The 25642-nt window shown below is 41.9% G+C and carries 29 protein-coding genes; 11 read left to right on the top strand and 18 right to left on the bottom strand.

The genetic code is table 11. The features are described 5' to 3' along the window. The first annotated feature begins 128 nt into the window (after positions 1 to 128). Positions 129 to 1328, top strand: coding sequence for an oligoribonuclease NrnB (gene nrnB / locus MKX38_RS09680; RefSeq protein ID WP_015251991.1), 1200 nt, complete (start codon positions 129 to 131; stop codon positions 1326 to 1328). Between the two features lie 49 nt (positions 1329 to 1377). Here the strand turns inward: nrnB and MKX38_RS09675 are convergent, their stop codons facing one another. From MKX38_RS09675 to MKX38_RS09665, 3 genes are all read right to left on the bottom strand, one after another. Next, a complete protein-coding gene (locus tag MKX38_RS09675) occupies positions 1378 to 1974 on the bottom strand; it encodes a DedA family protein (protein WP_003231529.1) in 597 nt (198 codons plus the stop codon). A 72-nt stretch (positions 1975 to 2046) separates the two neighbouring features. Next, positions 2047 to 2940: a UTP--glucose-1-phosphate uridylyltransferase GalU gene (galU, locus tag MKX38_RS09670; protein WP_014479952.1), complete on the bottom strand. Its 894-nt coding sequence runs from the start codon at positions 2938 to 2940 to the stop codon at positions 2047 to 2049. A gap of 6 nt (positions 2941 to 2946) precedes the next feature. Next, a complete protein-coding gene (locus MKX38_RS09665; RefSeq protein ID WP_167408187.1) occupies positions 2947 to 3393 on the bottom strand; it encodes a GtrA family protein in 447 nt (148 codons plus the stop codon). A 594-nt stretch (positions 3394 to 3987) separates the two neighbouring features. On the opposite strand from MKX38_RS09665, the gene xynD reads away from it, so the two are divergent. Beyond that, positions 3988 to 5529: an alpha-L-arabinofuranosidase gene (xynD, locus tag MKX38_RS09660; RefSeq protein ID WP_339189293.1), complete on the top strand. Its 1542-nt coding sequence runs from the start codon at positions 3988 to 3990 to the stop codon at positions 5527 to 5529. A gap of 130 nt (positions 5530 to 5659) precedes the next feature. Next, a complete protein-coding gene (gene xynC, locus MKX38_RS09655) occupies positions 5660 to 6928 on the top strand; it encodes a glucuronoarabinoxylan endo-1,4-beta-xylanase XynC (RefSeq protein WP_038827855.1) in 1269 nt (422 codons plus the stop codon). Between the two features lie 258 nt (positions 6929 to 7186). Here xynC and MKX38_RS09650 read toward each other — a convergent pair whose 3' ends face one another. The 3 genes from MKX38_RS09650 to MKX38_RS09640 form a co-directional block, all read right to left on the bottom strand. Then, a complete protein-coding gene (locus MKX38_RS09650) occupies positions 7187 to 7450 on the bottom strand; it encodes a YnfE family protein (protein WP_003231535.1) in 264 nt (87 codons plus the stop codon). 68 nt (positions 7451 to 7518) lie between these two features. Continuing rightward, positions 7519 to 9018 carry an endo-1,4-beta-glucanase EglS gene (gene eglS / locus MKX38_RS09645; protein WP_338381960.1) on the bottom strand — a complete coding sequence of 500 codons (1500 nt, stop codon included), beginning with the start codon at positions 9016 to 9018 and terminating at the stop codon, positions 7519 to 7521. Positions 9019 to 9320: 302 nt separating this feature from the next. Next, positions 9321 to 10718 carry an alanine/glycine:cation symporter family protein gene (locus tag MKX38_RS09640; RefSeq protein WP_021479777.1) on the bottom strand — a complete coding sequence of 466 codons (1398 nt, stop codon included), beginning with the start codon at positions 10716 to 10718 and terminating at the stop codon, positions 9321 to 9323. 510 nt (positions 10719 to 11228) lie between these two features. Between MKX38_RS09640 and MKX38_RS09635 the strand changes: the two genes are divergently transcribed. Together MKX38_RS09635 and MKX38_RS09630 are read left to right on the top strand one after the other, a co-directional pair. Further along, positions 11229 to 11582 carry a hypothetical protein gene (locus MKX38_RS09635; protein ID WP_003245190.1) on the top strand — a complete coding sequence of 118 codons (354 nt, stop codon included), beginning with the start codon at positions 11229 to 11231 and terminating at the stop codon, positions 11580 to 11582. A 25-nt stretch (positions 11583 to 11607) separates the two neighbouring features. Further along, positions 11608 to 11733 (top strand): hypothetical protein, encoded by a 126-nt coding sequence (locus MKX38_RS09630; RefSeq protein WP_003231548.1) that lies wholly within the window; start codon positions 11608 to 11610, stop codon positions 11731 to 11733. 45 nt (positions 11734 to 11778) lie between these two features. Here the strand turns inward: MKX38_RS09630 and parC are convergent, their stop codons facing one another. The 3 genes from parC to MKX38_RS09615 all read right to left on the bottom strand — a co-directional run bounded on the left by parC (position 11779) and on the right by MKX38_RS09615 (position 16977). After that, positions 11779 to 14199 (bottom strand): DNA topoisomerase IV subunit A, encoded by a 2421-nt coding sequence (gene parC, locus MKX38_RS09625; RefSeq protein WP_029317859.1) that lies wholly within the window; start codon positions 14197 to 14199, stop codon positions 11779 to 11781. Between the two features lie 3 nt (positions 14200 to 14202). Next, complete coding sequence (gene parE / locus MKX38_RS09620; protein WP_095843723.1) at positions 14203 to 16170, bottom strand: DNA topoisomerase IV subunit B; 1968 nt, start codon at positions 16168 to 16170, stop codon at positions 14203 to 14205. A 399-nt stretch (positions 16171 to 16569) separates the two neighbouring features. Further along, positions 16570 to 16977: a CoA-binding protein gene (locus tag MKX38_RS09615; protein ID WP_003245606.1), complete on the bottom strand. Its 408-nt coding sequence runs from the start codon at positions 16975 to 16977 to the stop codon at positions 16570 to 16572. 169 nt (positions 16978 to 17146) lie between these two features. Between MKX38_RS09615 and plsY the strand changes: the two genes are divergently transcribed. Next, positions 17147 to 17728: a glycerol-3-phosphate 1-O-acyltransferase PlsY gene (gene plsY, locus MKX38_RS09610; RefSeq protein ID WP_003231560.1), complete on the top strand. Its 582-nt coding sequence runs from the start codon at positions 17147 to 17149 to the stop codon at positions 17726 to 17728. An 87-nt stretch (positions 17729 to 17815) separates the two neighbouring features. Next, a complete protein-coding gene (locus tag MKX38_RS09605; RefSeq protein ID WP_003231562.1) occupies positions 17816 to 18103 on the top strand; it encodes a HesB/YadR/YfhF family protein in 288 nt (95 codons plus the stop codon). 30 nt (positions 18104 to 18133) lie between these two features. On the opposite strand, the gene MKX38_RS09600 is transcribed toward MKX38_RS09605, so the two are convergent. The 7 genes from MKX38_RS09600 to acnA form a co-directional block, all read right to left on the bottom strand. Next, positions 18134 to 18433 carry a hypothetical protein gene (locus tag MKX38_RS09600; protein ID WP_003231564.1) on the bottom strand — a complete coding sequence of 100 codons (300 nt, stop codon included), beginning with the start codon at positions 18431 to 18433 and terminating at the stop codon, positions 18134 to 18136. A 15-nt stretch (positions 18434 to 18448) separates the two neighbouring features. Continuing rightward, positions 18449 to 18865: a YbgC/FadM family acyl-CoA thioesterase gene (locus MKX38_RS09595; protein WP_003231566.1), complete on the bottom strand. Its 417-nt coding sequence runs from the start codon at positions 18863 to 18865 to the stop codon at positions 18449 to 18451. 84 nt (positions 18866 to 18949) lie between these two features. Next, on the bottom strand, positions 18950 to 19201 hold the full coding sequence (gene tlp, locus MKX38_RS09590; protein ID WP_003231568.1) for a small acid-soluble spore protein Tlp: 252 nt from the start codon (positions 19199 to 19201) through the stop codon (positions 18950 to 18952). Between the two features lie 36 nt (positions 19202 to 19237). Further along, positions 19238 to 19384: an acid-soluble spore protein SspN gene (sspN, locus tag MKX38_RS09585; RefSeq protein ID WP_003231569.1), complete on the bottom strand. Its 147-nt coding sequence runs from the start codon at positions 19382 to 19384 to the stop codon at positions 19238 to 19240. Positions 19385 to 19448: 64 nt separating this feature from the next. Continuing rightward, positions 19449 to 19574: an FbpB family small basic protein gene (locus MKX38_RS09580; RefSeq protein ID WP_003244964.1), complete on the bottom strand. Its 126-nt coding sequence runs from the start codon at positions 19572 to 19574 to the stop codon at positions 19449 to 19451. 80 nt (positions 19575 to 19654) lie between these two features. Then, entirely contained in the window at positions 19655 to 20167 is a 513-nt protein-coding gene (locus MKX38_RS09575; RefSeq protein ID WP_029726674.1) for a redoxin domain-containing protein, read from the bottom strand. Positions 20168 to 20238: 71 nt separating this feature from the next. After that, on the bottom strand, positions 20239 to 22968 hold the full coding sequence (gene acnA, locus MKX38_RS09570; protein ID WP_003231573.1) for an aconitate hydratase AcnA: 2730 nt from the start codon (positions 22966 to 22968) through the stop codon (positions 20239 to 20241). 227 nt (positions 22969 to 23195) lie between these two features. Between acnA and sspO the strand changes: the two genes are divergently transcribed. The 4 genes from sspO to yneK all read left to right on the top strand — a co-directional run bounded on the left by sspO (position 23196) and on the right by yneK (position 24656). Then, entirely contained in the window at positions 23196 to 23342 is a 147-nt protein-coding gene (sspO, locus tag MKX38_RS09565) for an acid-soluble spore protein SspO (RefSeq protein ID WP_003244839.1), read from the top strand. A gap of 31 nt (positions 23343 to 23373) precedes the next feature. Continuing rightward, complete coding sequence (locus MKX38_RS09560) at positions 23374 to 23520, top strand: small acid-soluble spore protein P (RefSeq protein ID WP_003221237.1); 147 nt, start codon at positions 23374 to 23376, stop codon at positions 23518 to 23520. 80 nt (positions 23521 to 23600) lie between these two features. Then, positions 23601 to 23993, top strand: a complete 393-nt coding sequence (gene cotM, locus MKX38_RS09555; RefSeq protein ID WP_015251997.1) for an outer spore coat protein CotM — start codon at positions 23601 to 23603, stop codon at positions 23991 to 23993. A 234-nt stretch (positions 23994 to 24227) separates the two neighbouring features. Continuing rightward, positions 24228 to 24656 (top strand): DynA interaction protein YneK, encoded by a 429-nt coding sequence (gene yneK, locus MKX38_RS09550; protein ID WP_003231580.1) that lies wholly within the window; start codon positions 24228 to 24230, stop codon positions 24654 to 24656. A 30-nt stretch (positions 24657 to 24686) separates the two neighbouring features. On the opposite strand, the gene MKX38_RS09545 is transcribed toward yneK, so the two are convergent. After that, positions 24687 to 25178 carry a CcdC family protein gene (locus MKX38_RS09545; RefSeq protein WP_010886519.1) on the bottom strand — a complete coding sequence of 164 codons (492 nt, stop codon included), beginning with the start codon at positions 25176 to 25178 and terminating at the stop codon, positions 24687 to 24689. 78 nt (positions 25179 to 25256) lie between these two features. Beyond that, positions 25257 to 25619 carry a response regulator gene (locus tag MKX38_RS09540; protein WP_003245707.1) on the bottom strand — a complete coding sequence of 121 codons (363 nt, stop codon included), beginning with the start codon at positions 25617 to 25619 and terminating at the stop codon, positions 25257 to 25259. Between the last annotated feature and the right edge of the window lie 23 nt (positions 25620 to 25642).

The raw sequence follows: 25642 nt of genomic DNA, 5'->3' as shown, positions 1-25642 counted from the left end.
ATTTACAATAACAACATTATGTCAACTAATTACCATTGCATAAAACGCTTGGTTTTTTAGAATAGTAAATAAAGGCTGCCGCACCTCTAGCGGCAATTGTCAGTTTATCATAAAAAGGGGCCTACATTATGTATCATTTATATTCACATAACGACTTGGACGGAGTAGGATGCGGAATCGTAGCAAAATTGGCGTTCGGAAAAGACATAGAGGTCCGGTATAACTCTGTTAACGGCTTAAACGCACAGGTGCAGTACTTTTTAGAAAAAGCGAAGGAGAGCAACAGACAGGACGCGTTATTCATCACCGATCTCGCCGTCAATGAAGAAAACGAAGAGAGATTGAATGAGTATGTTCATGCAGGGGGCAAAGTGAAGCTCATTGACCATCATAAAACAGCCCTTCATTTGAATGAGCATGAATGGGGATTTGTCCAGGTGGAATACGATGATGGAAGGCTCACATCCGCGACATCGCTTTTATATGGCTATCTCGTTGAAAATGGCTTCATGAAACCGACAAACGCCTTAGATCAATTCACAGAGCTCGTCCGCCAATACGATACATGGGAGTGGGAGCGGTACGATCAAAAACAGGCGAAGCGGCTTAATGATCTTTTCTTTTTGCTGTCAATCGATGAATTTGAAGCAAAAATGATCCAGCGCCTTTCCACGCATGACGAATTTTTCTTCGATGATTTTGAAGAAAAACTGCTTGATTTAGAAGACGAAAAAATCGAGCGCTACCTCCGCAGAAAGAAAAGGGAAATGGTACAAACCTTTGTTCACGAACACTGTGTAGGCATCGTTCACGCTGAATCGTACCATTCAGAGCTGGGGAACAGGCTAGGGAAAGATAACCCGCACCTCGATTACATTGCGATTTTGAGCATGGGGTCAAAACGAGTCAGTCTCCGCACCATTCATGATTACATCGATGTGTCAGAAATCGCCGGCCGATATGGCGGCGGAGGGCATGCAAAAGCGTCCGGCTGTTCAATAACCGATGAAGTATACGAGTTGTTTGTAGCTGAAGCTTTCCGTATTGATCCTGTACGGCCGGATGCCTTCCGTAACATCTATAATCTAAAGGGATCTGCGAATGGATCATTATATGAAAATCGCGCACAAATGAGATTTTTTCTTTTCCCTTTAGACAACGAATGGAATATTCAAATTAACGGAGAAACCCAAGACGAAACATTCGCAGCGTTTGAAGAGGCAGAATGGTTTATTAAGAGAAATTATGCCGCATCGCTCGTGCGGGATGAAGTGTTTGTCGCATTTTTAGCGGAGAATCTGAAGCTGGCAAATCAACATCGCAAGTAAAAAAATATGCATAGGGGAGCGTCAGTCACCCCCTATGCATATCCGCTAGCTATCGTTTAAATATGGCTGTACGTTTCTTAATCACAAAATAAAGGGCTATCACGACAACAGCCAATATCATAATCGGTGTTGTATAAGTGCCCGCTATATTCTCAACATCATCCCACTGGCTTCCTAGCTGTATGCCTAAATAAACAAACAGAATAGACCATGGAATGATAGCAAGCACAGTCAGTACCACAAATTTGAGAAAAGGCATTCTGGCAATACCTGCCGGAATGGATATGGCATGTCTGACAACCGGTATAAAACGAGCCGAGAAGACAACTCCGGCGCCGTATTTCTGAAACCAGTTTTCCGACATGTCGATATGATGCTTTTTAATCAATAAATACTTCCCGTATTTGTCCAGAAATGGCCTGCCGCCATAGCGACCGATCCAGTAAATAAAGATCTGGGCAATGGTACCCCCGATAACACCCGCAATAATTGCGCCAATAAATCCAATCGTGCCTTCCGATACCATATAGCCGCCATAAGCTAATACAATCTCACTCGGAATGATTTCAATCATTAACCCAATCGCAATACCCGCATATCCCATGTTCGTCAGCCATGTTAAAATTTCGCTTATCAAACTGCCCACATTCTTCACAACCTGTCCTAATCTTTTTCACTATTATATGACTGATTGACGGGCAAGATGGTTACAATTTTTTTACCGCAGCATTTCTTTCGTTTCCCGTTTGATCACATCTTCTAAATAGGCCAAAAGCTGAGATCTCATTTCGGAACGCATTAAGCCGATTTCGGTGCTCGCTTTAAAACAGCCTAGCTTATCGCCAATGTCATATCGATTTCCTTCCAGCAGCCGGGCATGGATCGGCTCCTTACGGCAAACCTCACGAAGCGCATCTGTCAGCTGAATTTCGTTGCCCGCGCCTCTGCCAATTGTCTTCAAAACGGAGAAGATCGAAGAATTCAGCACATAACGTCCCATTACTGCGATTTCCGAAGGTGCTTCTTCAGGAGAAGGCTTTTCCACTAAATCGTTCACTTCATATACATGCCCTTGAGACCCTGATGTATTTATAATACCATATTTGCTGACATCCTCAGGGAGAACTGACTGTACACCGACAACCTCTGTGCCATAAACGTCATATACATCCATTAATTGCCGAAGAGCCGGTGTTTCAGACACCATAATATCATCACCTAAGAGAACAGCAAAAGGCTCATCTCCGATAAAATGCTCCGCACACAGCACCGCATGGCCTAATCCGAGCGGTTCTTTCTGGCGGATGTAATGAATGTTGGCCAAATCGGCAATCTGCTGCATTTCCTTAAGTGTCTCCGTCTTGCCTTTTTCCCGGAGATTGAATTCCAATTCCGCCGACCGATCAAAATGATCTTCAATCGAGCGTTTGTTTCTCCCTGTAATAATCAGTATATCTTCAATTCCTGACTCTGCGGCCTCTTCTACAATATATTGGATTGCTGGTTTGTCGACGATTGGGAGCATTTCTTTAGGCTGCGCCTTTGTCGCCGGCAGAAATCTCGTTCCTAAACCCGCTGCGGGTATAACCGCTTTTCTCACTTTTTTTCTCATTCATCTTCACTCCTGATCCTGTATGTTTTTCAGCGAATCTCCAAATACCCAGATTCGGTTTCCGATAAAATTCATCATCATTCCGCCGATAGTGGCGGCGAGCTTACTCACCAAAAGCGAGCAGCCGCAATTTTGAAACAAATAAAGCAGCAAAAAGGTGATCCCCGACGCGGCAATATTAATCATGAGAAAACGCACGACCTCTTTCCCGTCAGCCTTACGTTTCACACAAAACGTCCAATTCCGGTTCCACACATAGCTGTTGGCGATACCTGCAGTATAGGAGCAGATCTGCGCCGGCAGATAAGAGACATGACAAGCGGTAAGAAGAAAGAAGACACCAAAATCTATCAGCGTATTGCCGACGCCTACGGTGCAAAAACGGCCTAAGGTCTTTATTTTTTCTTTCAGCGTAACGGACCTCCCTTCATAAAAGATGCGAGTGGCAGTCATATTTGTTGATATGGATTACTATAGCGGACAGTGTTGAATAAACAATTAATAAAATATGAACAAAACATGAAAAAGCGGGTATACCGCTCAATAGTCTTATACTCTTGAAAAAAACAGCCGCATTGAACGGCTGTTTTTTGTGTCTGAAAACATACAAATATAAACGGAGTGTTAGCCCCATCTTATCAATGAATAAATGTATCCAGTTCCTTTGTAGAATCGAACACTAACTCCTCCAAAAGTTTCTATACACAATTTTTTTAATGATGTAGGATGTTAGATAAAGGGATATCTTGGATAATGATGTAATCTCCGTTCAATGTGATTAGTGGGAGGCCATGAACAATCCTGTCTTTTTATTTTCTGGACAATGGTCGCTAGGAATGGGGAAGTTTTTTTGAACAATTTTGAAGGAGTGGTGCGATCTCCTCGAAGAAAGGAGAGAATGGAGACACATGAAGATGAGCTTTCAGAACAACTGGGAACATTGCTAAACAGCTTCCGGCTAATTTATGCGTGCGATCTTCATGACCTGTTGTCATCAAATTCCAAAAGAAAATCCCCCATTTTAAGGAAAAAGGAGGATGTGAAGTGATGAGGAAAAAGTGTAGCGTATGTTTATGGATTCTTGTTTTACTTTTGAGCTGCTTAGCTGGGAAGTCTGCGTATGCTGCCACAGGTACTACAATTGCAAAACATATAGGGAATTCAAACCCGCTTATCGACCATCATTTGGGAGCGGATCCGGTTGCGCTGACCTATAACGGAAGAGTCTACATCTATATGTCAAGTGATGACTATGAATATAATAGCAACGGAACAATTAAAGATAATTCATTTGCCAATTTGAATAGAGTATTCATCATATCTTCAGCGGATATGGTGAACTGGACAGACCACGGAGCCATTCCGGTAGCAGGTGCCAATGGAGCTAATGGAGGCCGTGGAATTGCAAAATGGGCAGGTGCGTCATGGGCACCGTCAATCGCAGTTAAAAAAATTAATGGCAAGGATAAATTCTTCCTTTATTTCGCAAACAGCGGTGGAGGTATCGGGGTTCTCACCGCAGACAGCCCGATTGGTCCATGGACCGACCCAATCGGAAAACCGCTCGTAACGCCAAGTACGCCAGGAATGTCTGGTGTTGTATGGCTTTTTGATCCGGCAGTATTTGTAGATGATGACGGCACCGGTTACCTGTATGCCGGGGGAGGCGTTCCTGGCGGTTCAAATCCAACGCAGGGACAATGGGCCAATCCTAAAACGGCAAGGGTCATAAAATTAGGGCCTGATATGACGAGTGTTGAGGGAAGTGCATCTACAATTGATGCGCCTTTCATGTTTGAAGATTCGGAATTGCACAAGTATAACGGAACATATTATTACTCCTATTGCATTAATTTCGGCGGCACGCACCCGGCCGATAAACCCCCGGGTGAGATCGGCTACATGACCAGTTCAAATCCCATGGGTCCCTTTACATATAGAGGGCATTTCCTGAAAAATCCGGGTGCATTTTTCGGAGGTGGCGGAAACAACCATCATGCTGTTTTCAATTTTAAAAACGAGTGGTATGTGGTGTACCACGCGCAAACTGTCAGTTCCGCTCTGTTCGGGGCCGGCAAAGGATACCGTTCTCCCCATATTAATAAGCTGGTGCATAACCCAGATGGATCCATCCAAGAGGTAGCAGCAAATTATGCAGGTGTAACACAGCTTTCCAATTTGAATCCTTATAACCGGGTAGAAGCTGAAACGTTTGCTTGGAATGGACGCATTTTGACAGAGAAGTCCACAGCACCCGGCGGGCCAGTAAATAATCAGCATGTAACAAGCATTCAAAATGGAGACTGGATTGCTGTAGGAAATGCAGACTTCGGAGCGGGCGGTGCCAGGTCATTTAAAGCAAATGTAGCATCCACTTCAGGCGGGAAAATAGAAGTGCGCCTCGACAGTGCTGATGGTAAGCTTGTTGGAACTCTGAATGTGCCTTCAACAGGCGGAGCGCAAACCTGGAGAGAAATAGAAACTGCAGTAAGCGGGGCAACCGGTGTGCACAAAGTATTCTTTGTATTTACCGGAACAGGTACAGGAAACTTGTTTAATTTTGATTACTGGCAGTTTACGCAAAGATAGGACTCGTAATGGGACCGCTTAAAAACGAGGCGGGTGAAGTACGGGCCATCACCGGAACAGCCCGCCATTATGGATATGCCATACAGATTTTTTAATACCGTAAAAGACACATGACGAAGGAGAGGAATAAATGATTCCACGCATAAAAAAAACAATTTGTGTACTATTAGTATGTTTCACTATGCTGTCAGTCATGTTAGGGCCAGGCGCTACTGAAGTTTTGGCAGCCAGTGATGTAACAGTTAATGTATCTGCAGAGAAACAAGTGATTCGCGGTTTTGGAGGGATGAACCATCCGGCTTGGGCTGGGGATCTTACAGCAGCTCAAAGAGAAACTGCTTTTGGCAATGGACAGAACCAGTTAGGATTTTCAATCTTAAGAATTCATGTAGATGAAAATCGAAATAATTGGTATAAAGAGGTGGAGACTGCCAAGAGTGCGGTCAAACATGGGGCAATCGTTTTTGCATCTCCCTGGAATCCTCCAAGTGATATGGTTGAGACCTTCAATCGGAATGGTGACACATCAGCTAAGCGGCTGAAATACGATAAGTACGCCGCATACGCGCAGCATCTTAACGATTTTGTTACCTTCATGAAGAATAATGGTGTGAATCTTTACGCGATTTCGGTACAAAACGAGCCTGATTACGCTCACGAGTGGACGTGGTGGACGCCGCAAGAAATACTTCGCTTTATGAGAGAAAACGCCGGCTCAATCAATGCCCGCGTCATTGCGCCTGAGTCATTTCAATACTTGAAGAATTTGTCGGACCCGATTTTGAACGATCCGCAGGCTCTTGCCAATATGGATATTCTCGGAACTCACCTGTACGGCACACAGGTCAGCCAATTCCCTTATCCTCTTTTCAAACAAAAAGGAGCGGGGAAGGACCTTTGGATGACGGAAGTATACTATCCAAACAGTGATAACAACTCGGCGGATCGATGGCCTGAGGCATTGGATGTTTCACAGCATATTCACAATGCGATGGTAGAGGGGGACTTTCAAGCTTATGTATGGTGGTACATCCGAAGATCATATGGACCTATGAAAGAAGATGGTACGATCAGCAAACGCGGCTACAATATGGCTCATTTCTCAAAGTTTGTGCGTCCCGGCTATGTAAGGATTGATGCAACGAAAAACCCTAATGCGAACGTTTACGTGTCAGCCTATAAAGGTGACAACAAGGTCGTTATTGTTGCCATCAATAAAAGCAACACAGGAGTCAACCAAAACTTTGTTTTGCAGAATGGATCTGCTTCAAACGTATCTAGATGGATCACGAGCAGCAGCAGCAATCTACAACCTGGAACGAATCTCACTGTATCAGGCAATCATTTTTGGGCTCATCTTCCAGCTCAAAGCGTGACAACATTTGTTGTAAATCGTTAAGAGCACAAAGACACACATAAATAATAGAGTGTCTGAATTGGCGATTTTCCGATTGGGAAATCGCTTTTTTATTTTGTTGCTGAATTCCAGGAAGAAGAAAGGATGTACATAAAAACAGCAAAGCTTTAATCTTCATCTTTTCTAGTTTACATAATATATATTCTAGGAAGTAAACAAAATAAATAAATTTCTGTCTCAATATCAAAGTATACTTAAGTTAGTGAGACAGAAATTGAAATTTTACTGCTGAATGACAAATCAAAAAAATGGTGTTGTCAATCCATAATAAACGGCTTCTAAATCTTCCAGCGTCATATCGCCATATGCGCATTTGATAACAGAATCAGCAAACACATCATAGTCATAATCTGTAGAAAATCCTTGCTGCAGCTGTTTTTCGTAAACTTCGATCTGATCTTTTTGATGCTGGATGTCTTTTTCCTTACCTGGATAGTCGGGACCATTTATCATATTACTCATTTTTTTATACAGCACCATATACTGTTTCAGTATTTCATCCACAACGCAAACCTCCTATTAGATGATAAAAACGGACATCGTTACTGATGTCCGCCAAAAAAAAAGCTTAACTAATTTGGTTCTGTTCCCCAAATCAGTTTTCCTTGATCATATAATGTGATTTTTTTCGTTGTTTTAAACGTATTTGATTTGAAAAAGGAATAATCGCCGCTTTGTGCATAATTGCTCCAGTCATCATTGTGAAGACGGAGCTGAATATTCCCTGTGCTTGCTCCCGGTGCCAACGTTCCGTTTTTAAATCCAAGTTCCAGATAGGTATCTGCACCTTGCTTTGGTTTATGCAACGTCACAAACTTGTGTGTCACATTGCCGCATCCAATCTGCGCGTAGTCACAGTCAAAGTTTTGGCCTTTGTTTTTCGCTTTATACCAGTAACGGGCAGTGACATCTTTTAAATCAACCGTGGTATTGCCGTTATTTTTTATTTGAAGCTGCGGACGGATTTGGTTGCTGTTCATACTCCCATCCCCTGCTCTGTACTGTACAGAAATACCATTTTCCTGTGTGGGTTTATCTTGTGCTGGCGTTTCAGGAATGTCCTTCGTCGAATCTTTGGTGCCGAGAATGTTTTCTCTAACGAATGTTCCTGAAGCAGATAAATCTGACAACCGCCAGCCGCCTGTTTTAGATGCCCCCGGCTTTAAAGCTGAGGATGATTCCTGCTTATCAGAAAGATTCCAGTTCACCCAGCTGATGGTCTTGCTGTCGAGATATTTCAGCCATTCCCTCGATTGATCAAGGAATACACCGCCATTGCCAGACGCGTCGCTTGTTCCCCACTCTGTCACAAAAATAGGTGCTCCTTTGCTGAGTGCATAGTTTGCTTTATCCCGTAAAAACTGGCCGTGAGTACCGGCATAAAAATGAAGTGCGTACATAACGTTTGCATCTTTTAGCTGGTCATCAGCAGCATCATTTACATCCTGGCTCCATGTACCGGTTCCGACAATGATGATGTTGTCTGGATCATTTTTGCGGATAACGGAAATCACTTCTTCCGCATATGGTTTAATATCACGCTTCCAGTTCACATCACCGTTTGGTTCGTTTGCAATTTCATAAATGACGTTTGGCGTGTTTCCGTAAAGACTTGACATTTCCTTGAAGAATTCTTTTGCCTTCTCTTTATTTTGGTTTGGATTACCGTCATTTAAGATATGCCAGTCAATGATGACATATATCCCAAGCTCTTTTGCCGCTTCAACCGCTTCTTTTACTTTATTTTTCACGGACGGGTTGTCAATATAACCGCCATCTGCCGTATACATCGCTGCACGGAAAACGGTGATACCCCAATCGTCCCTCAGCCATTTTAAGCTGTCTTTATTGACATATTCTCCATACCATTGCAATCCGTGTGAACTGATCCCCTTCAGCTGTACCGCTTTACCGTCTCGGTTAACGAGCTGTGTACCTTTTATGCTAAGCTGGCCATTCTTGGCTACTGGCGTTTTTGTCCCTGCTGCTGATGCCGGCGAAGCCAACATGCCGCCCATTGTCAATAACGTAATCAATAAACACGTAATAAAAATAGAGATTGACCGTTTCATATCTGATCTTTTCCTCCTTCGCATCATTTTGGCTCTTCACTTCTTATGAGCACGAACTCATTGTAAAAATCTTTCTCATGATTGTCTATCAACCTAATTTCTTGTTTTTGGGAGGTTTAAAAGCCTGTCAATTTGCTCTATCTCCATTGAATAAGACACACATGACACATATAGAACAAAGAAAACTGGACTGAATTGGGACTTTACACGTCATTTTTCATTCGAGTCGAAAAATTAAATTTATTTCCAATAATGAAAAAGCTGCATTCAACTATTGAATGCAGCTTTGTTTTATATTTAAATTATGCTTCTTGTTTCTCATCTTCCCATGTTTCAGCGTTTTTCAGCCCTGGGATGTTTTTCGCTTTAAACACAGGATCAAGTCCTTGCTTACGTTGTTTCGCGTAATCTTTATACACTTTGTAAGCAACGTTTGACAGCAGCGTAATCACAATTAAGTTGATCAGCGCCATGATACCCATAAAGAGGTCCGCCATATCCCAAACGATTTGGAAGCCTGATAAAGATCCATACACAACCATAGCAATTACAGCGATACGGTAAATGTTCAGCCATGTTTTGCTTGTTTTAATAAATTCAATGTTTGTCTCGCCATAATAATAGTTGCCGACAACTGAACTGAATGCAAACAAGAACATTGCGACTGCGATGAAAGTCGGCGCCCAGCCTCCAATATGATGGTTAAGAGCAGCCTGTGTGACTTGGATGCCGTCGCCTTTTGGCGTTACACTGTACAGCAAAATAATAAATGCTGTGGACGTACATATGATAAATGTATCGAAAAATACGCCTAATGTTTGAATAAAGCCTTGCTTTGCCGGATGGGATACATGAGCCGTCGCAGCCGCGTTTGGTGCGCTCCCCATTCCTGCTTCGTTTGAAAAAAGTCCGCGTTGCGCACCGATAACGATGATGCCGCCTATTCCGCCGCCGACGACTTGTTCAAAACCTAAAGCATTTTTAACAATTGTAGCGATAACGCCAGGGAAAGCCGTAATATTCGTGATGACAACAAATAAAGCGATAAGAATATAAATGCCTGCCATAACCGGCACAATTAGCTGTGAAACAGCGACAACACGTTTTAAACCGCCGAAAATGATAAACGCAGTTAAAACCGCCAGAACTATGGCTACAACTATTTTATTCACATGGAATGCGCCATCCAATGCTCCAGCAATTGTATTTGTTTGAACAGCGTTAAAAATCAAGCCGAATGAGACGGTAATTAAGATTGCAAAAACGATGCCAAGCCATCTGGCACCAAGACCCTTTTGAATATAGTAAGCCGGGCCTCCGCGGAAATCCTCCCCGTCTCTCACCTTATAAAGCTGCGCTAACGTACTCTCAACAAAGCTTGAAGCCATGCCTACTGCAGCCACTACCCACATCCAAAATACAGCGCCTGGTCCGCCTGTCGCAATTGCTAAGGCTACACCAGTCAAATTCCCTGTACCGACTCGGGATGCGGCCGAAATAAAGAATGCCTGCATAGATGAAACACCTTTATTTCCTTCCGGCTTCTCCCCTACTATTCTGAACATTTCAATAAAATAACGGAATTGGATAAAACCAAAACGTATGGTAAAAAATAATCCAAGCCCTATTAAAATATAAAATAGGTATTTCCAGATGAAATCACTTGGAATATTAATCAAACTATTGAAAAAAGACTCCATATTTACCTCCCGTTTTCATCAATTCAATACGAATTCGATTTTGATGTTAGATTTTTTAACATAACGAGTTTTATTATATCACAATATGACGAATTAGGAAGTTTTTTCGAGAAGAATATTGTCGTAGCCAGATGTTACTCTGTCGACCCCTTCTCTATTATTTTCCTACGAATAAAAACATTCCTTGCAAGCTGGCTTTTAAAAAAGAGTGCCCTATTAACAATGTAATCATTTCTTCCCATTCTCTTGCCTTTCCCTTTGATTTAACACATAAATAAAGTAATAAACCCTAAACAACAAACATATCATTTAAAATATGTTTTTATTCACACCATAAACCGGGTATACATACGCTAATAAAAGAAGTTTTCTCTTTCAAAAATAAGCAAAAAGATATATACTTAACAAGGTTAAATTTATTTTTAAATTTAATAAATCACGTTTACTTTTAGGATGGATTGGGGTATTATTATAAAAATATTCAGTAATATTAAAGGAGGGGGAGATCATTTGAAAAAAGTAACGATATTGAAAGCGTCCATCTTATTCTTGGCGATTGCCAGTTTTCATTTGTTCTCAATTCCCCACGCCTTTGATATCGGCCATCATTATAAAGCCGTAGCCGACCAGCAGGAAATGCATGAGATGAAAGCCGGCCAAAATGCTGATGATGAGAAGAAATCCATCACAGGGGCATTTACGCTGACCGCTTTATGGGCAATGGCTGTTCTGCTGCTGACCGCTGAAAGCAAAAGTACGGGATACTCCCGCAGACGTCAGCGGAAAAAAAGCTTTATACTGGCCAAATTTTATCAATCGTCTTATTTCGGCAAACTTCATGTTCAACATCACCCGATTATGTAACGAAAATATGAGGAGGCTGTTAAACATGTTGTTTATCTTAAGAATGGTGATTTTAGGCTTATTTTCTTTCACAGCGCTGAATTTATTTGTATGGCAGGGGATTGAAGTCATTCATGCTGTAACAGATCTATTCACCAACCATGAAAGCTGATAAAAACAAACGAAACCCGCTCATATAGTATGAGCGGGTTTTTTATTATTGTTCTGTATGAAGGCGCCAAACAGCTGTAACCTTGCCTGATTCCTCTTCATCAAAAAAGAAAGAGCCATTGCTGTATCTGTCGTTTGTCCGCAACTCTTTTGCCTGCAGTTCTTTTCTGTCGCCTTTTTCTGTTTCTGCCACTAGTCGCTGTTCAAGACCGCAAGCGAACAGTGCTACAACTCGGTGAGGATTCTTTTTCAGTTCCCTTAGCATTACGACACCGCGTTTTGCGCGGGATGTCTTCTCGAACTCAGAAAGACTCATGCGTTTTACCGCTCCCCGCTGTGTGAACAAGACAATTGAATCAGATTGCTGAAGGATCTCACCGGAGACAACAAAGTCATCCTCTTTTAAGTTAATCCCTTTGACACCTGCCGCACGCGCGCCAACTACATTCACTTCATCTTCTCCAAACCATAGACCGTACCCTAAGTGAGTGGCCATAAAGATCTGGCTTTCCCCATTTGTTACATGTACATCAATCAGTTCATCTTCACCCTTCAGATTTAAGGCTACAAGCGCCTTAGAATAACGCTGTGCTTTATAATGGGTGAGCTCTGTCTTTTTCACCATGCCGTTTTTCGTAAAGAATAGAAGATATGCCGACGGATCAAATTCTTTTATCGGTATGGCCTTTACAATCGTTTCATCACGGTCAATAGTGATCAGATTTGAAAAATGCTGGCCCATGTCCTTCCATCTGATATCAGGCAGCTGGTGAACAGGACAATAGATGTAGCTTCCTTTGTTCGTAAAGAGCAGCAGCACGTCTGTCGTATTCATTTCAAACTGATGCAGCATCCTGTCCGTATCTTTCATTCCGAAGTCCTGACCGTTGGAAGCGGCAAATGAGCGCTGGCTCGTCCGTTTTAGGTAACCATCCTTCGTAACGGTTACATATACATCCTCAGATGCAACCATGACTTCGAGATTGATTTTAATTTCTTCAATTTTTTCTTCAATCACGGAGCGTCTCGTATCTGCATATTTCTTTTTCAGTGCTTTTAAGCTGTTTGTAATCACTTTTAGCAGTTTTTTATCATTGCTCAGAATAGATTCGAGCTCTTCAATTTTTTTACCGAGCTCTTCTGCCTCTTCCTTAAGCGCTGTAATATCTGTATTGGTTAAACGATATAGCTGCAATGACACAATGGCTTCAGCCTGAGGCTCCGTAAATTCATATTTGGCGATCAAATTGTTTTTAGCGTCACGTTTATCGCTAGAAGAACGGATTGTTGCAATCACTTCATCCAAAATAGACAAAGCTTTCATGAGCCCTTCTACGATATGATGTCTGTCTTTTGCTTTTTGAAGCTCGTAAACGGACCGGTTTGTGACAACTTCCTTTTGGTGTCCGATATATGCATCCAAAATAGACGGTAGGCTCATCAGCATCGGACGGCGGTTATGGATAGCCACCATATTGAAGTTATATGTGATCTGCAAATCAGTATTTTTATATAAGAAATTCAAAATGCCTTTGGCATCAGCTTCTTTTTTCAGTTCAATGACCACTCTCAGCCCTGTTCGATCCGTTTCATCACGAACCTCTGAGATGCCTTCAACCTTTTTATCAATACGGAACTCGTCCATTTTTTTTACAAGGTTTGCTTTATTTACTTCAAATGGAATTTCAGTAATGACAATTTGTTCTCGTCCGCCTCTGATTGTTTCAATTTCAGCCTTTCCGCGGATAATGATTTTTCCTTTTCCGGTTTCGTAAGCTTTTCTTATCCCGTCAACGCCCTGAATAATACCGCCTGTCGGAAAATCAGGCCCTTTAATGACTTCCATGAGTTCATCAACAGAGCAAGATGGCATTTGAATACGCTTAATGACAGCATCAATGACTTCTCCCAGATGATGAGGGGGAATGTCGGTCGCGTATCCTGCTGAAATACCGGTAGATCCGTTGACCAATAGGTTAGGAAACATCGCCGGGAGTACGACAGGCTCCTTGCTTGTGTCATCGAAGTTCGGCACAAATTCAACCGTGTTTTTGTCAATATCCCGAAGAAGCTCAGATGCAATCGGAGATAATCGTGCCTCTGTATAACGCATGGCTGCCGGGGGATCTCCGTCGATACTTCCATTGTTTCCATGCATTTCGATTAACACATTACGAACTTTCCAATCCTGGCTCATCCGCACCATTGCTTCATAAACCGAGCTGTCACCGTGCGGATGATAGTTACCGATGACGTTACCGACCGTTTTGGCCGCTTTTCTGAAGTTTTTATCAAACGTGTTTCCATCTGTATGCATTGCATACAGAATTCTGCGCTGTACCGGCTTTAATCCGTCTCTCGCATCGGGCAGCGCCCTGTCTTGAATAATATATTTACTGTAGCGTCCAAAACGGTCGCCGATCACCTCTTCTAATGGTAAATCATGAAATAATTCTGGCTGTGACAATCATTAAACCTCCTCAGCGACCGATAAGTTTTCATTTTCTAAAATATTGCTTTCTTCATCTAAGCCGAAAGCGACGTTTTTCTCAATCCACTTTCTGCGCGGCTCTACTTTGTCTCCCATTAACGTCGTCACACGTCTTTCTACACGTGCCGCATCGTCAATTTTGACCCTAACAAGTGTGCGGGACTCCGGATTCATCGTCGTTTCCCACAGCTGGTCTGCGTTCATCTCTCCAAGACCCTTATATCGTTGAATGGTATAGCCTTTGCCGACTTTTTTCAGGACATCACCCATCTCTTCATCAGACCATGCATATTCAATGATTTCCTTCTTCCCGCTTCCTTTACTGACCTTATATAAAGGTGGCAGCGCAATGAACACCTTGCCATGCTCAATGAGCGGTTTCATATAGCGATAGAAAAAGGTAAGAAGCAGCACTTGAATATGGGCACCGTCAGTATCGGCATCGGTCATAATGATGATTTTGTCGTAGTTGATGTCATCGATTGAGAAATCTGCCCCGACTCCCCCGCCGATCGCATGAATGATCGTATTGATCTCTTCATTTTTAAAGATATCAGCAAGCTTAGCTTTTTCTGTATTAATGACTTTACCGCGTAAAGGCAGAACCGCCTGGAATCTGCGGTCTCTTCCCTGCTTGGCTGACCCGCCTGCTGAATCTCCCTCAACGAGATACAATTCATTTTTTGCCGGGTTTCTTGAACCCGCAGGCGTCAGCTTTCCGCTTAAAGTCGCTTCTGATTTTTTTCGTTTTTTGCCGCTTCTTGCTTCTTCACGGGCTTTGCGTGCCGCTTCGCGCGCCTGGCTCGCCTTGATTGCTTTTTTGACAAGAAGCGTTGCGGTGTCCCGATTTTCCTCTAAAAAGTAAGCAAGCTGCTCTGAAACAATCGCATCCACCGCTGATCTTGCTTCACTAGTACCGAGCTTTCCTTTTGTTTGTCCCTCAAATTGAAGAAGCTCCTCAGGTATGCGGACAGAAATAATGGCTGAAAGCCCTTCCCTTATATCGGTGCCTTCAAGATTCTTATCCTTTTCTTTCAGCAAAGCCACTTTTCGCGCATATTCATTAAAAGCACGCGTCATCGCAGTTTTTGCACCTGACTCATGCGTCCCGCCGTCTTTTGTTCTGACATTGTTGACAAACGACAAAATATTTTCAGAATAACCATCGTTAAACTGGAACGCAAAGTCCACTTCTATAGAATGATGCTCACCCTCAAACGAGACCACTTCAGACAAGACGTCTTTTTCTTCATTTAAGTAAGCAACAAACGCTTCTATGCCGTTTTCATAATAAAAGACCTCATGCTGGTCATTGCGTTCATCAATCAGCTCAATTTTCAGTCCTTTTAACAAAAACGCAGACTCTCTTAAGCGCTCAGAGAGCGTTTCAAAATTATAAGTGATTGTGCTGAACATCGTTGGATCTGGCTTAAAGTGTGTAAGAGTTCCCGTCTTTTTTGTTTTGCCGATCTTTTCGAGAGATGTAACCGGTTTTCCTCCATTTTCAAATCGCTGCTGATAGACAAAACCGTCCCGCTCAATGGTAACCGTCAGCCATTCAGATAAAGCATTCACGACTGATGCACCAACCCCGTGGAGCCCACCGCTTGTCTTATAGCCGCCTTGGCCGAATTTTCCTCCGGCATGAAGCACCGTTAAAATCACTTCAGGGGTTGGTTTGCCGAGCTTATGCATTCCGGTCGGCATGCCGCGGCCTCTATCCTGTACAGAAATACTATTGTCTTTATGTATTTTGACGATTATGTGATCTCCATGGCCGGCAAGCACCTCGTCGACAGAGTTATCTACAATTTCATAAACCAAGTGGTGCAAACCCCGCGCGTCAGTAGAGCCAATATACATACCCGGCCTTTTCCTGACAGCCTCAAGGCCTTCGAGCACCTGTATGGCATCTTCGTTGTAATCAAATTGCTGTTTTCTAGCCAAACGTACAAACCCCTTTCAAAAACTAACATTGTCTTTCTCTTTTTCAGTGTTACACATCATTTGTATATAAGATATTTTTTATAAACCTCGCCTCGAGCCAGTGCTGCCTTGGACTCCTCATTATAACCAATATGTTTGCAATCGCAACATAGAGCTAACGAATCAGTTCTTCTCAAAACATCGGCTAGTGCTGTTTTTACACCATGAGAACGTATGTTTGTTTATTATATATAAAGCAGCAGACCTTCGCAAATCGAACGGCCGAAACCCAGCTGGACAAGGTATTCAAAAAAAGCTGTTCAAGCTTTATTGTATCTGTTTCACCGTAATACGCAAACAATATCTTAAAATTAAAAAGCAAAAATCCTTGAATTTACAAGGATTTTTGCAGTTCTGCACCTATTTTGTTACAGCGTGTGCCACTTTTATGCACAGATCCATGATAACCGTTCTGCCTTTTTCTTTTAGCATCTGGTATGCTTCCTCATTAACTAGCCCTTGCTGTGCCCAAAATACTGGCGCATCTGTCTCTAAAAACTCTTCCGCCACTCCAGGAAGCTGTTCTGAGCGCCGGAATACATTTACGATGTCAATCGGACCGTCTATCTCTTTTAAAGATGAAACGGCTTTGACACCTAGCGCCTCATCAATTGTAGGATTCACAGGGATAATTTCATAACCCGCGTCCTGCATTGCTTTTGAAACCATATGTGACGTTCTATCCGGACGGTCTGAAAGCCCTACTACCGCTATACGTTTGCTTCTTTGAAGAATCTCTTTAATTTCCGCTTTAGAAGGGTTTTGCATCGTGTGTCACTCCTTTTTCACTTATTTTACACGATCAAAACAGGAGAAATCAAAATATGATGCATGTTTGATTGGATTTGTAAGCAAACTTTACAAAAAAACTTATCATCAGATCATGACATCTCATGTTAAAATAAAAAGAAGGGAATTTGAAAAAGGAGAAATGTAGATGTTAATTGCTTTATTGATTATTTTGGCCTACTTGATAGGCAGCATTCCATCTGGCTTAATTGTGGGCAAGCTTGCCAAGGGAATTGATATTCGGGAGCACGGAAGCGGCAACTTAGGCGCTACCAATGCATTCCGTACATTGGGTGTAAAAGCTGGTTCGGTCGTCATAGCCGGAGATATTTTGAAAGGGACACTGGCAACTGCATTGCCTTTTCTCATGCATGTTGATATTCACCCGCTTCTTGCAGGAGTCTTTGCGGTTTTAGGCCACGTGTTTCCCATCTTCGCCAAATTTAAAGGCGGTAAAGCCGTGGCGACATCAGGAGGCGTTTTGCTATTTTACGCACCCCTGTTATTTATCACGATGGTTGCGGTATTCTTCATCTTTTTATACTTGACTAAATTTGTTTCTCTCTCATCGATGTTAACAGGGATCTATACTGTTATATATAGTTTCTTTGTCCATGATACGTATTTATTGATTGTCGTTACCCTGCTCACTATTTTTGTGATATACAGACACCGAGCGAACATTAAACGAATTATCAATAAAACAGAACCTAAAGTAAAATGGTTATAAGCTTAAAAAACTTCTCTTTTGACACAGAATAGCCTAATACGTTTATAATAGAGAAAATTCAAATGAAGAACAAAGGGGTGTTCTGTTATGAATATGACAATTAACGAAGACGCATTGAACTGGTATAAAGAAGAACTCGATTTGGAAAGCGGAGACCAGGTTCGCTTTTTCGTCCGCTATGGAGGCTGCAGCAACGTTCAAAAGGGTTTTTCTCTCGGTGTAGCGAAAGATGCCCCACAAGAGGCTGGAGTCACTGCAGAAGCTGACGGCATTACCTTCTTTATTGAAGAAAGTGATTTATGGTACTTTGATAACCACGACCTTCTCGTCAGCTATTCAGAAGACGCTGATGAACCGGTTTTTGAATACCAATAAAAAAGAACGCACATCATGTGCGTTCTTTTTTTACAAATGAAATCGTATAAGATGATCGGTTAGGTTTTCTTGTTCCAAAATATATTTTTGTGTTTCCCCCAGCAGATCAAAGTGGGGAAATTCACTTTTCTTATGGATCCATTCTTTTTTTAACCCGTACGCCGCTCCCCACTGAACCAGCTTATCAATGTCTGCACAGCCGGCTTTTGTCACGGTCTTTGCTTCTGGAAATCGGTCATCCAGCCAGTAATGTGTTAAAAATGCGATTTCTCCTCTTTTCACTGCTTGTTTCCACCGGTTAAGTTCCTCCCGTTTCACACCAAACGCCATATCCCGTTCACTTCCCTATTTTTTGGCCTTTTCATATGCTGTGTGCCAATCAGGAAAAGCTTTGCGGAATTGAATTGGCTTAAAGCTTTCTTTATCCACACAAATATGAGATGAGGTGGCTTTGATGGAAAGCTCACCGGCCGGATTATAAATGTGGTAACCATAGACGGTTTTAAATCCGTTATAGTCCTCTATCCATGTATGTACAACCGCGGTTTCTCCGTAATGAAGCGGCTTTTTATAGGAAATATTGATATCAACGACTGGGGACAGAACGCCTTTTTTTTCCATATCACTATATAAAAAGCCTAAGTCCTTAATCAAGGCCGTTCTGCCGACCTCCATCCACACAAGATAATTTGCGTGATAGACAATCCCCATTTGATCTGTTTCTGCATAACGCACTTCTATTTCTTTTTTTGATACATGCAAGATTACTCTGCTCCCTTAACGTCAATTTAGCCCCATTTTACCATAATCAAATCAGAAAGAAAAAAACCAGGTTTCCCTGGTTTTTTAAGAACGGTATCCGTTTTGTCTCGCTGCAGATTCGTCCTGTATTTCATTACGAAACGCTTCAATGCTCTGTTCGCGCCTTGCATTTTTTTCTTTGATACGCTGTTTATCTTCTCCTGAAGCAAACTCCATTGATGCTTCTGCTTCTTCTATATTTTCAATTGTATTTTGAACCATATCCTGCAATTTTTCCACATTGTCAGAACGATCATCAGGATTAGGCTGCTGATATTGATTTTGGTTCTTTGTCATTCGGATGTACCTCCTAGAAATAAACTCGAATTTTCGCTACTCGCCTTTTGTCTGCATGATAATCGGCCGCTGTCCTGAAGTATCATGCATTTTTTCCCCTTTATTGGCTTTATATTTTACAGGCTTTGTACCCAAGTGGCTTGGAGCATATTGAGGCTGACCGTTTTTCTTGTTGTTTCCCATGTTTATCCCTCCTCAACAGATAGGTTTCTCAAAAGGAGGGGTAAACATGAATACAAATTAAAGGTTATTTTTGCTTAAATCGCTGTTCAAGCTTTTCCTCAAGCTGATTTAAATACTCTGTATTGGTCATCAGCTCTTTTTTGTTTTCCATGACGAGCTCATGAAAAGAACGTTTTCTCATCTTCTTCACGCTTCTCACCTCCGCATATTCTTTTATTTTTTCCAATTCTGAAAACTTGTAAGCATATCTGAGCATAAAAAAAACTGAATCTAATCAAGATCCAGTTTTCGTTCCATTTCTTTTTTTGTCATGGTGCCAACGTGTATGTCTTGGATAACACCTTTTTCATCTAAGATATATGTCGTTGGATATGACATCACGTTATAGTCAGCATTGATCCCTTTTTTATCAATCAGAATGGGGAATGTTAAGTCATAAGTATCAGCAAACGCTCGGACCTGTTTCTCACTTTTCTCAGCTGAAGTGAAATTTACCGCAACAACCGCAAGTTTGTCGGCGTACTCTTTTTGCAGCTTTTCCATCGCAGGCATTTCCTGACGGCACGGCTTACACCAAGTTGCCCAAAAATTGAGCAGCACTTTTTTGCCTTTTGCATCCTGTAAAGAGCTTTTCTCTCCTGACAGCGTTTTCAAAGAAAAATCAGGTGCTTGTTTCCCCTCTTGAATTCCGACTTCTTTTTTGCTGTATGTTTGATATAAATTCCATCCCGTATAACCGGCAAGCATGATAAGCAGGATCCCTGCGAGCCATTTTTTCAGCATATGCCACCTCCGCAGCACATTGTGTCATAAAAAGAAGAGAAAGCGAAATGCCTTCTCTTCCTATTGATTCATCAGGACTGCTTCATTTTTTCACGAAGCACCATTTGAAGGATGCCGCCATGGCGGTAGTAATCAATTTCAACTTCACTATCAAAGCGGACGACTGCTTCAAAAGTTGTTACATTGCCGTCTTCATTGATTGCTCTTACAGTCACAAGGTCACGAGGACGAACTGTTTCATCAACATCTACCTCAATGACTTCTTTACCCGTTAAGCCGAGTGTATCCGCATTTTCACCTTGTTTAAACTGAAGCGGCAGCACACCCATGAATACAAGGTTGCTTCTGTGAATTCTTTCGAAGCTCTCTGCAATGACCGTTCTGATGCCGAGAAGGTTTGTTCCTTTTGCAGCCCAGTCACGTGAAGATCCCATACCATAGTCTTTTCCTGCTAATACAACAAGACCAGTTTTATCTTCTTTGTATTTCATGCACGCATCATAGATGGATGTTACTTCACCAGTCGGCCAGTACGTTGTAAATCCGCCTTCTGTACCCGGTGCAATTTGGTTTTTGATGCGAATGTTTGCAAATGTTCCTCTCATCATGACTTCATGGTTTCCGCGGCGGGAACCGTAGGAGTTAAAGTCACGAGGAGAAACACCTTTTTCTTGCAAGTACTTTCCGGCAGGCGTATCTTTTCCGATTGCCCCCGCAGGAGAAATATGGTCAGTTGTGACTGAATCACCGAATTTACCGACAACACGCAAACCTTTTAATGGTTCAACCTTGCCTGGCTCAACAGACATTTCTTCGAAGAATGGCGGATTTTGAATGTAAGTTGACTCGCTATCCCATTTATATAAAGCTTCATCTGTTGTTTCAATTTCGTTCCAGCGCTTGTTGTCATCAAATACTGTTTCATACTCTTTGCGGAATAGCTCTGGCGTAACAGTTTGCTTAACAAGTGCATTGATTTCGTCCATTGACGGCCAAATATCATTAAAGTATACGTTTTGACCATCCTTGCCCACACCGATTGGATCGGTTTTCAAGTTAATGTTTACCGTTCCAGCCAGCGCATATGCCACAACAAGCGGCGGTGAAGCAAGATAGTTGCCTTTAACAAGCGGGTGAATACGTCCTTCAAAGTTACGGTTTCCGGAAAGGACAGACGTAATCAGAAGATCATTTTTCGCAACCGCTTCTTCGATTTCCGGTGAAAGCGGGCCTGAGTTCCCGATACATGTTGTACAGCCGTACCCAACGAGGTTAAAGCCAAGCTCTTTCATGTATGGAAGAAGGCCTGAATTCACAAGATATCCTGTAACAACTTTAGAACCCGGTGCAAGTGACGTTTTCACGTAATTAGGCACCTTAAGCCCTAACTCAACCGCTTTTTTCGCTACCAGTCCGGCGCCGATCAGAACGTATGGGTTTGATGTATTTGTACAGCTTGTAATCGCAGCAATGGCGATCGCACCCGTTTTCATAACTGTTTCTTCGCCGTTAAGGAGTTTAAACTTAATTTCTTTATTTTCTTCCTCAGCATTTAAACCGAATCCTTGGTTACCTGCAGGGCTGACTAATTGCTTTTTAAACGTTTCCTGCATAGCAGATAGCGGGATCAAATCCTGAGGACGCTTTGGACCCGATAAGTTTGCTTCAATTTGAGACAGGTCAATTTCAACCACATCAGTAAATTGAGGGTCTTCCGCATCTGGAGTGTAGAACAAGCCATTGCTTCTGCAGTATGCTTCAACAACATCAATATGTTCAGGATCACGGCCAGTCAGACGCAGGTAGTTAAGCGCTTCTTCATCTACTGGGAAGAATCCGCATGTAGCACCGTATTCCGGAGCCATATTCGCAATTGTTGCGCGATCTGCAAGCGGCAGTTCAGCAATTCCCGGTCCGAAGAATTCAACAAATTTACCGACAACGCCTTTTTCACGCAGCACTTGTGTTACTTTTAACGCCAAGTCAGTAGCTGTTGTTCCGTTCGGAAGCTTGCCGACAAGTTTCGCGCCGATTACCTCTGGAACTGGGAAGTAAGAAGGCTGTCCAAGCATTCCCGCTTCAGCTTCAATTCCACCGACACCCCAGCCGAGAACACCGATACCGTTAATCATTGTTGTGTGTGAGTCTGTTCCGACAAGCGTATCAGGATACGTTACAAGCTCGCCGTCTTCTTCAATGGCATGGACAACACTTGCCAAGAACTCAAGGTTGACCTGGTGCACAATACCTGTTGCAGGCGGTACTGCCTGATAATTGTTAAACGCTTTCTTTGCCCAGCTTAAAAATTTGTAGCGCTCTGCATTTCTTTCGAATTCCAAGTCCATATTTACTGCTAATGCATCTTCTGTACCCGCTTTATCTACCTGTACAGAGTGGTCGATAACAAGATCAACAGGAATTTCGGGGTTGATTTTATCAGGATCTCCGCCGACAGCTGCCATTGCTTTACGCAGTGAAGCCAGATCTACTACTGCCGGAACCCCTGTGAAGTCTTGTAAAATAACACGAGACGGTTTGAACGGAACGTCGATATCCTTTAATTCGGCAGTTCCCCATTTTGCCAAATTTTCCACGTGTTCTTTTTTGATAACGAAGCCGTCAACTTGACGCAATACTGATTCTAAAAGAACTTTGATGGAATAAGGAAGCTTCGAAACCTTTCCTATACCTGAATCTTCTAACGCTTTTAAAGAGTAGTAATGATATGTTTTCCCATTTGTAGTAAACGTTTTTCTCGCTTGGAAAACGTCTTTTGCTGCAGTTTTTTGCTCGTTTGCCATTCTCCAAAATCCCCCTTCAGATCAGATCATTCTCAGATGAACATTACATTCCATCACAATTTTCTCACAATTTCATATTAAAACAAAATCATACATAAGTAAATATCAATGTTTTTATTAAATACAATAAGTTCGACTTATGAGAAAAATGTACCGGTAATTTTTACTGTTTACGCTCTCTCATATAACACAATAAAAGAAGCCATATTATGATTGAGGTGATAATGATGGTCAAAAGAAAAGCGAATCACGTCATTAACGGAATGAATGACGCAAAAAGCCAAGGCAAAGGCGCCGGCTATATTGAAAACGACCAGCTTGTACTGACTGAAGCAGAACGCCAAAATAACAAAAAAAGAAAAACCAATCAATAACACCGAACTCTTTTAAGGAGGTTCTCATTTTATGACCAATAAGAATACAAGTAAAGATATGCATAAAAACGCCCCTAAAGGACACAATCCCGGCCAACCTGAGCCTCTAAGCGGAAGCAAAAAAGTAAAGAACCGAAACCATACAAGACAAAAGCACAACTCAAGCCATGATATGTAAGAAAAGCAGACCTTAGTGTCTGTTTTTTTATGCGTTCACCCATTTATAATCCACCGCATATGATGTAAAGCAAGGTTGATATGTGGAGGAATGCTTCCATGAACCATTCAAAACGCAACGATGCGAATGATTTCGATAGTATGGATGAATGGCTTCGGCAATTTTTTGAAGACCCCTTCGCCTGGTACGACGAAACATTGCCTATTGATTTATATGAAACAAGTCAGCAGTATATTATAGAAGCGGATCTGACTTTTTTACAGCCTACACAAGTAACAGTTACCCTTTCTGGATGCGAGTTCATCTTAACAGTCAAATCGTCAGGACAGACTTTTGAAAAACAAATGATGCTTCCTTTTTATTTTAATGACAAAACCATTCAAGCCGAATGCGAAAATCAAATACTCACAGTCGCCGTCAATAAAGAAACAGAAGATGGCTCTTCTTTTTCTCTTCAATTTCCTCTCAGCTAAACATAAAAAGTCACTTTCATCCCCTATTATGAAAGTGACTTTTTTTTCCGTCCATTTATCGTCAAATACCCTCTAGTGACTCTCCCATGGCCAAATAGCAGATTCACTATACAATAGAATATGATCTACTATCTCTTTTGACTAGACGTCTATCACTTTTTTCTATTCTTTTTTTACTGTGTTCTTCTAATCTCTCTTCGTATACAATATGGTTAGAATAAGGGGGAATGATTGATGCTGGAAGGATGGTTTTTATGGTTTATTCTGTTTTGGGTGATCATGATGGTAGTCTTATTATCAATCGGCGGTTTTTTCATGTTTCGAAAGTTTTTAAAGCGTTTACCAAAAGAGGACGGCAGATCAGAGCTTGATTGGCAGGATTACTATATTGAAAACAGCAGACATTTATGGAACGATGAAAACAAACAGTTTCTAGATGAATTGACTGCGCCCGTGCCAGAGCTGTTCAGAGATGCAGCAAAAGCTAAAATCGCAGGCAAAATCGGTGAGCTTGCATTAAAAGAAAAGGTAGCAAAGATTGATCAGCAACTTATGATCAAAGGCTATATTCTCGCAACTCCTAAAAGAGACCATACCTTCTTAAAAAGGCATCTGCGGGACAAAAAAATCGATTTGGAACCTTATCAGACCCTTCTCAAATAAAAAACCTTTCCTGACAAGAGGAAAGGTTTTTTAATTCATTTGAATATTAGATGACTGCAGCTCGTTATGAAGTTTTCGATATGATAAATACATGGCGATTCTCCAAGGCACAATCATACCGAAAGCCAGAATCCAAAACATTCCGCTCAGTGCACCATAATCAATTGATGTGCTCAAGATCGATTTCATCACGATTCTGATCACCAAAAGACCGACTAATATAAAAACAAATGCTTTAGAGCGTTTCATGTAAATTTCATTATTTTTAATTTCGAACTTAGAAGTTTTGATTAGAAAAATAGAGAAAATCACACCTAAAGTGAATGCTTCCAAAAACTCTGCACCAGTTACCCAAAATACCGGAAATAAAAACATTAACGCTCCCGTACTCATAAAAATCGGCGGAAGAATGATTTTTTTTGGTGAAACAGGCTTGTCAGAGGACTTTATTCTGACCACCATCACAGCTACAGCCATTAACACAGCAATAATCGATGAAACTATAATCATCATACTTATCATTCCTTTGTTTCTCGGAGTGTTGATACTATATACTATACTCCAAAACAATAAAAAAAACCATTTTGAAAAGAAATGACTTTAATGTCCCATAACGCGGCTTACAGCTTCCAGCACTTTTGTTTCCTCAAACGGCTTAACAATAAAATCCTTTGCCCCCAGCTCAATTGCTTCCGTTACAATTCTTTGCTGGCGCATGGCGGTGCACATGATGACCTTCGCTTTAGGATCAAAGGTTAAGATATCACGAAGCGCTTTTATGCCGTTTTTCACCGGCATTGTAATATCCATTGTCACAAGGTCCGGGCGCAGTTTTTTATACAGGTCCGCTGCTTGTTCACCGTCCGCCGCTTCGCCTGCGATTATGTAATTTGCCTCTTCCAAGATCTCTCTGATTTTCACTCTCATGAACTTGGCGTCGTCTACAACTAAAACTCTTGTCATATTCCCCTCCAACAATCGATTTC

The organism is Bacillus sp. FSL M8-0025 (assembly GCF_037975475.1).
Classification (GTDB): domain Bacteria; phylum Bacillota; class Bacilli; order Bacillales; family Bacillaceae; genus Bacillus; species Bacillus subtilis.
This window is presented reverse-complemented; position numbering and strand designations above follow the sequence as displayed.

Bases quoted from the DNA above. Each gene is read 5' to 3' on its own strand.
- nrnB (WP_015251991.1), top strand. From the start codon at position 129: ATGTATCATTTATATTCACATAACGACTTGGACGGAGTAGGATGCGGA.
- galU (WP_014479952.1), bottom strand. From the start codon at position 2,940: ATGAGAAAAAAAGTGAGAAAAGCGGTTATACCCGCAGCGGGTTTAGGA.
- MKX38_RS09665 (WP_167408187.1), bottom strand. From the start codon at position 3,393: ATGACTGCCACTCGCATCTTTTATGAAGGGAGGTCCGTTACGCTGAAA.
- xynD (WP_339189293.1), top strand. From the start codon at position 3,988: ATGAGGAAAAAGTGTAGCGTATGTTTATGGATTCTTGTTTTACTTTTG.
- xynC (WP_038827855.1), top strand. From the start codon at position 5,660: ATGATTCCACGCATAAAAAAAACAATTTGTGTACTATTAGTATGTTTC.
- eglS (WP_338381960.1), bottom strand. From the start codon at position 9,018: ATGAAACGGTCAATCTCTATTTTTATTACGTGTTTATTGATTACGTTA.
- MKX38_RS09640 (WP_021479777.1), bottom strand. From the start codon at position 10,718: ATGGAGTCTTTTTTCAATAGTTTGATTAATATTCCAAGTGATTTCATC.
- MKX38_RS09630 (WP_003231548.1), top strand. From the start codon at position 11,608: ATGTTGTTTATCTTAAGAATGGTGATTTTAGGCTTATTTTCTTTCACA.
- MKX38_RS09615 (WP_003245606.1), bottom strand. From the start codon at position 16,977: ATGCAAAACCCTTCTAAAGCGGAAATTAAAGAGATTCTTCAAAGAAGC.
- plsY (WP_003231560.1), top strand. From the start codon at position 17,147: ATGTTAATTGCTTTATTGATTATTTTGGCCTACTTGATAGGCAGCATT.
- MKX38_RS09605 (WP_003231562.1), top strand. From the start codon at position 17,816: ATGAATATGACAATTAACGAAGACGCATTGAACTGGTATAAAGAAGAA.
- MKX38_RS09600 (WP_003231564.1), bottom strand. From the start codon at position 18,433: ATGGCGTTTGGTGTGAAACGGGAGGAACTTAACCGGTGGAAACAAGCA.
- tlp (WP_003231568.1), bottom strand. From the start codon at position 19,201: ATGACAAAGAACCAAAATCAATATCAGCAGCCTAATCCTGATGATCGT.
- sspN (WP_003231569.1), bottom strand. From the start codon at position 19,384: ATGGGAAACAACAAGAAAAACGGTCAGCCTCAATATGCTCCAAGCCAC.
- MKX38_RS09575 (WP_029726674.1), bottom strand. From the start codon at position 20,167: ATGCTGAAAAAATGGCTCGCAGGGATCCTGCTTATCATGCTTGCCGGT.
- acnA (WP_003231573.1), bottom strand. From the start codon at position 22,968: ATGGCAAACGAGCAAAAAACTGCAGCAAAAGACGTTTTCCAAGCGAGA.
- sspO (WP_003244839.1), top strand. From the start codon at position 23,196: ATGGTCAAAAGAAAAGCGAATCACGTCATTAACGGAATGAATGACGCA.
- MKX38_RS09560 (WP_003221237.1), top strand. From the start codon at position 23,374: ATGACCAATAAGAATACAAGTAAAGATATGCATAAAAACGCCCCTAAA.
- cotM (WP_015251997.1), top strand. From the start codon at position 23,601: ATGTGGAGGAATGCTTCCATGAACCATTCAAAACGCAACGATGCGAAT.
- yneK (WP_003231580.1), top strand. From the start codon at position 24,228: ATGCTGGAAGGATGGTTTTTATGGTTTATTCTGTTTTGGGTGATCATG.
- MKX38_RS09545 (WP_010886519.1), bottom strand. From the start codon at position 25,178: ATGATAAGTATGATGATTATAGTTTCATCGATTATTGCTGTGTTAATG.
- MKX38_RS09540 (WP_003245707.1), bottom strand. From the start codon at position 25,619: ATGACAAGAGTTTTAGTTGTAGACGACGCCAAGTTCATGAGAGTGAAA.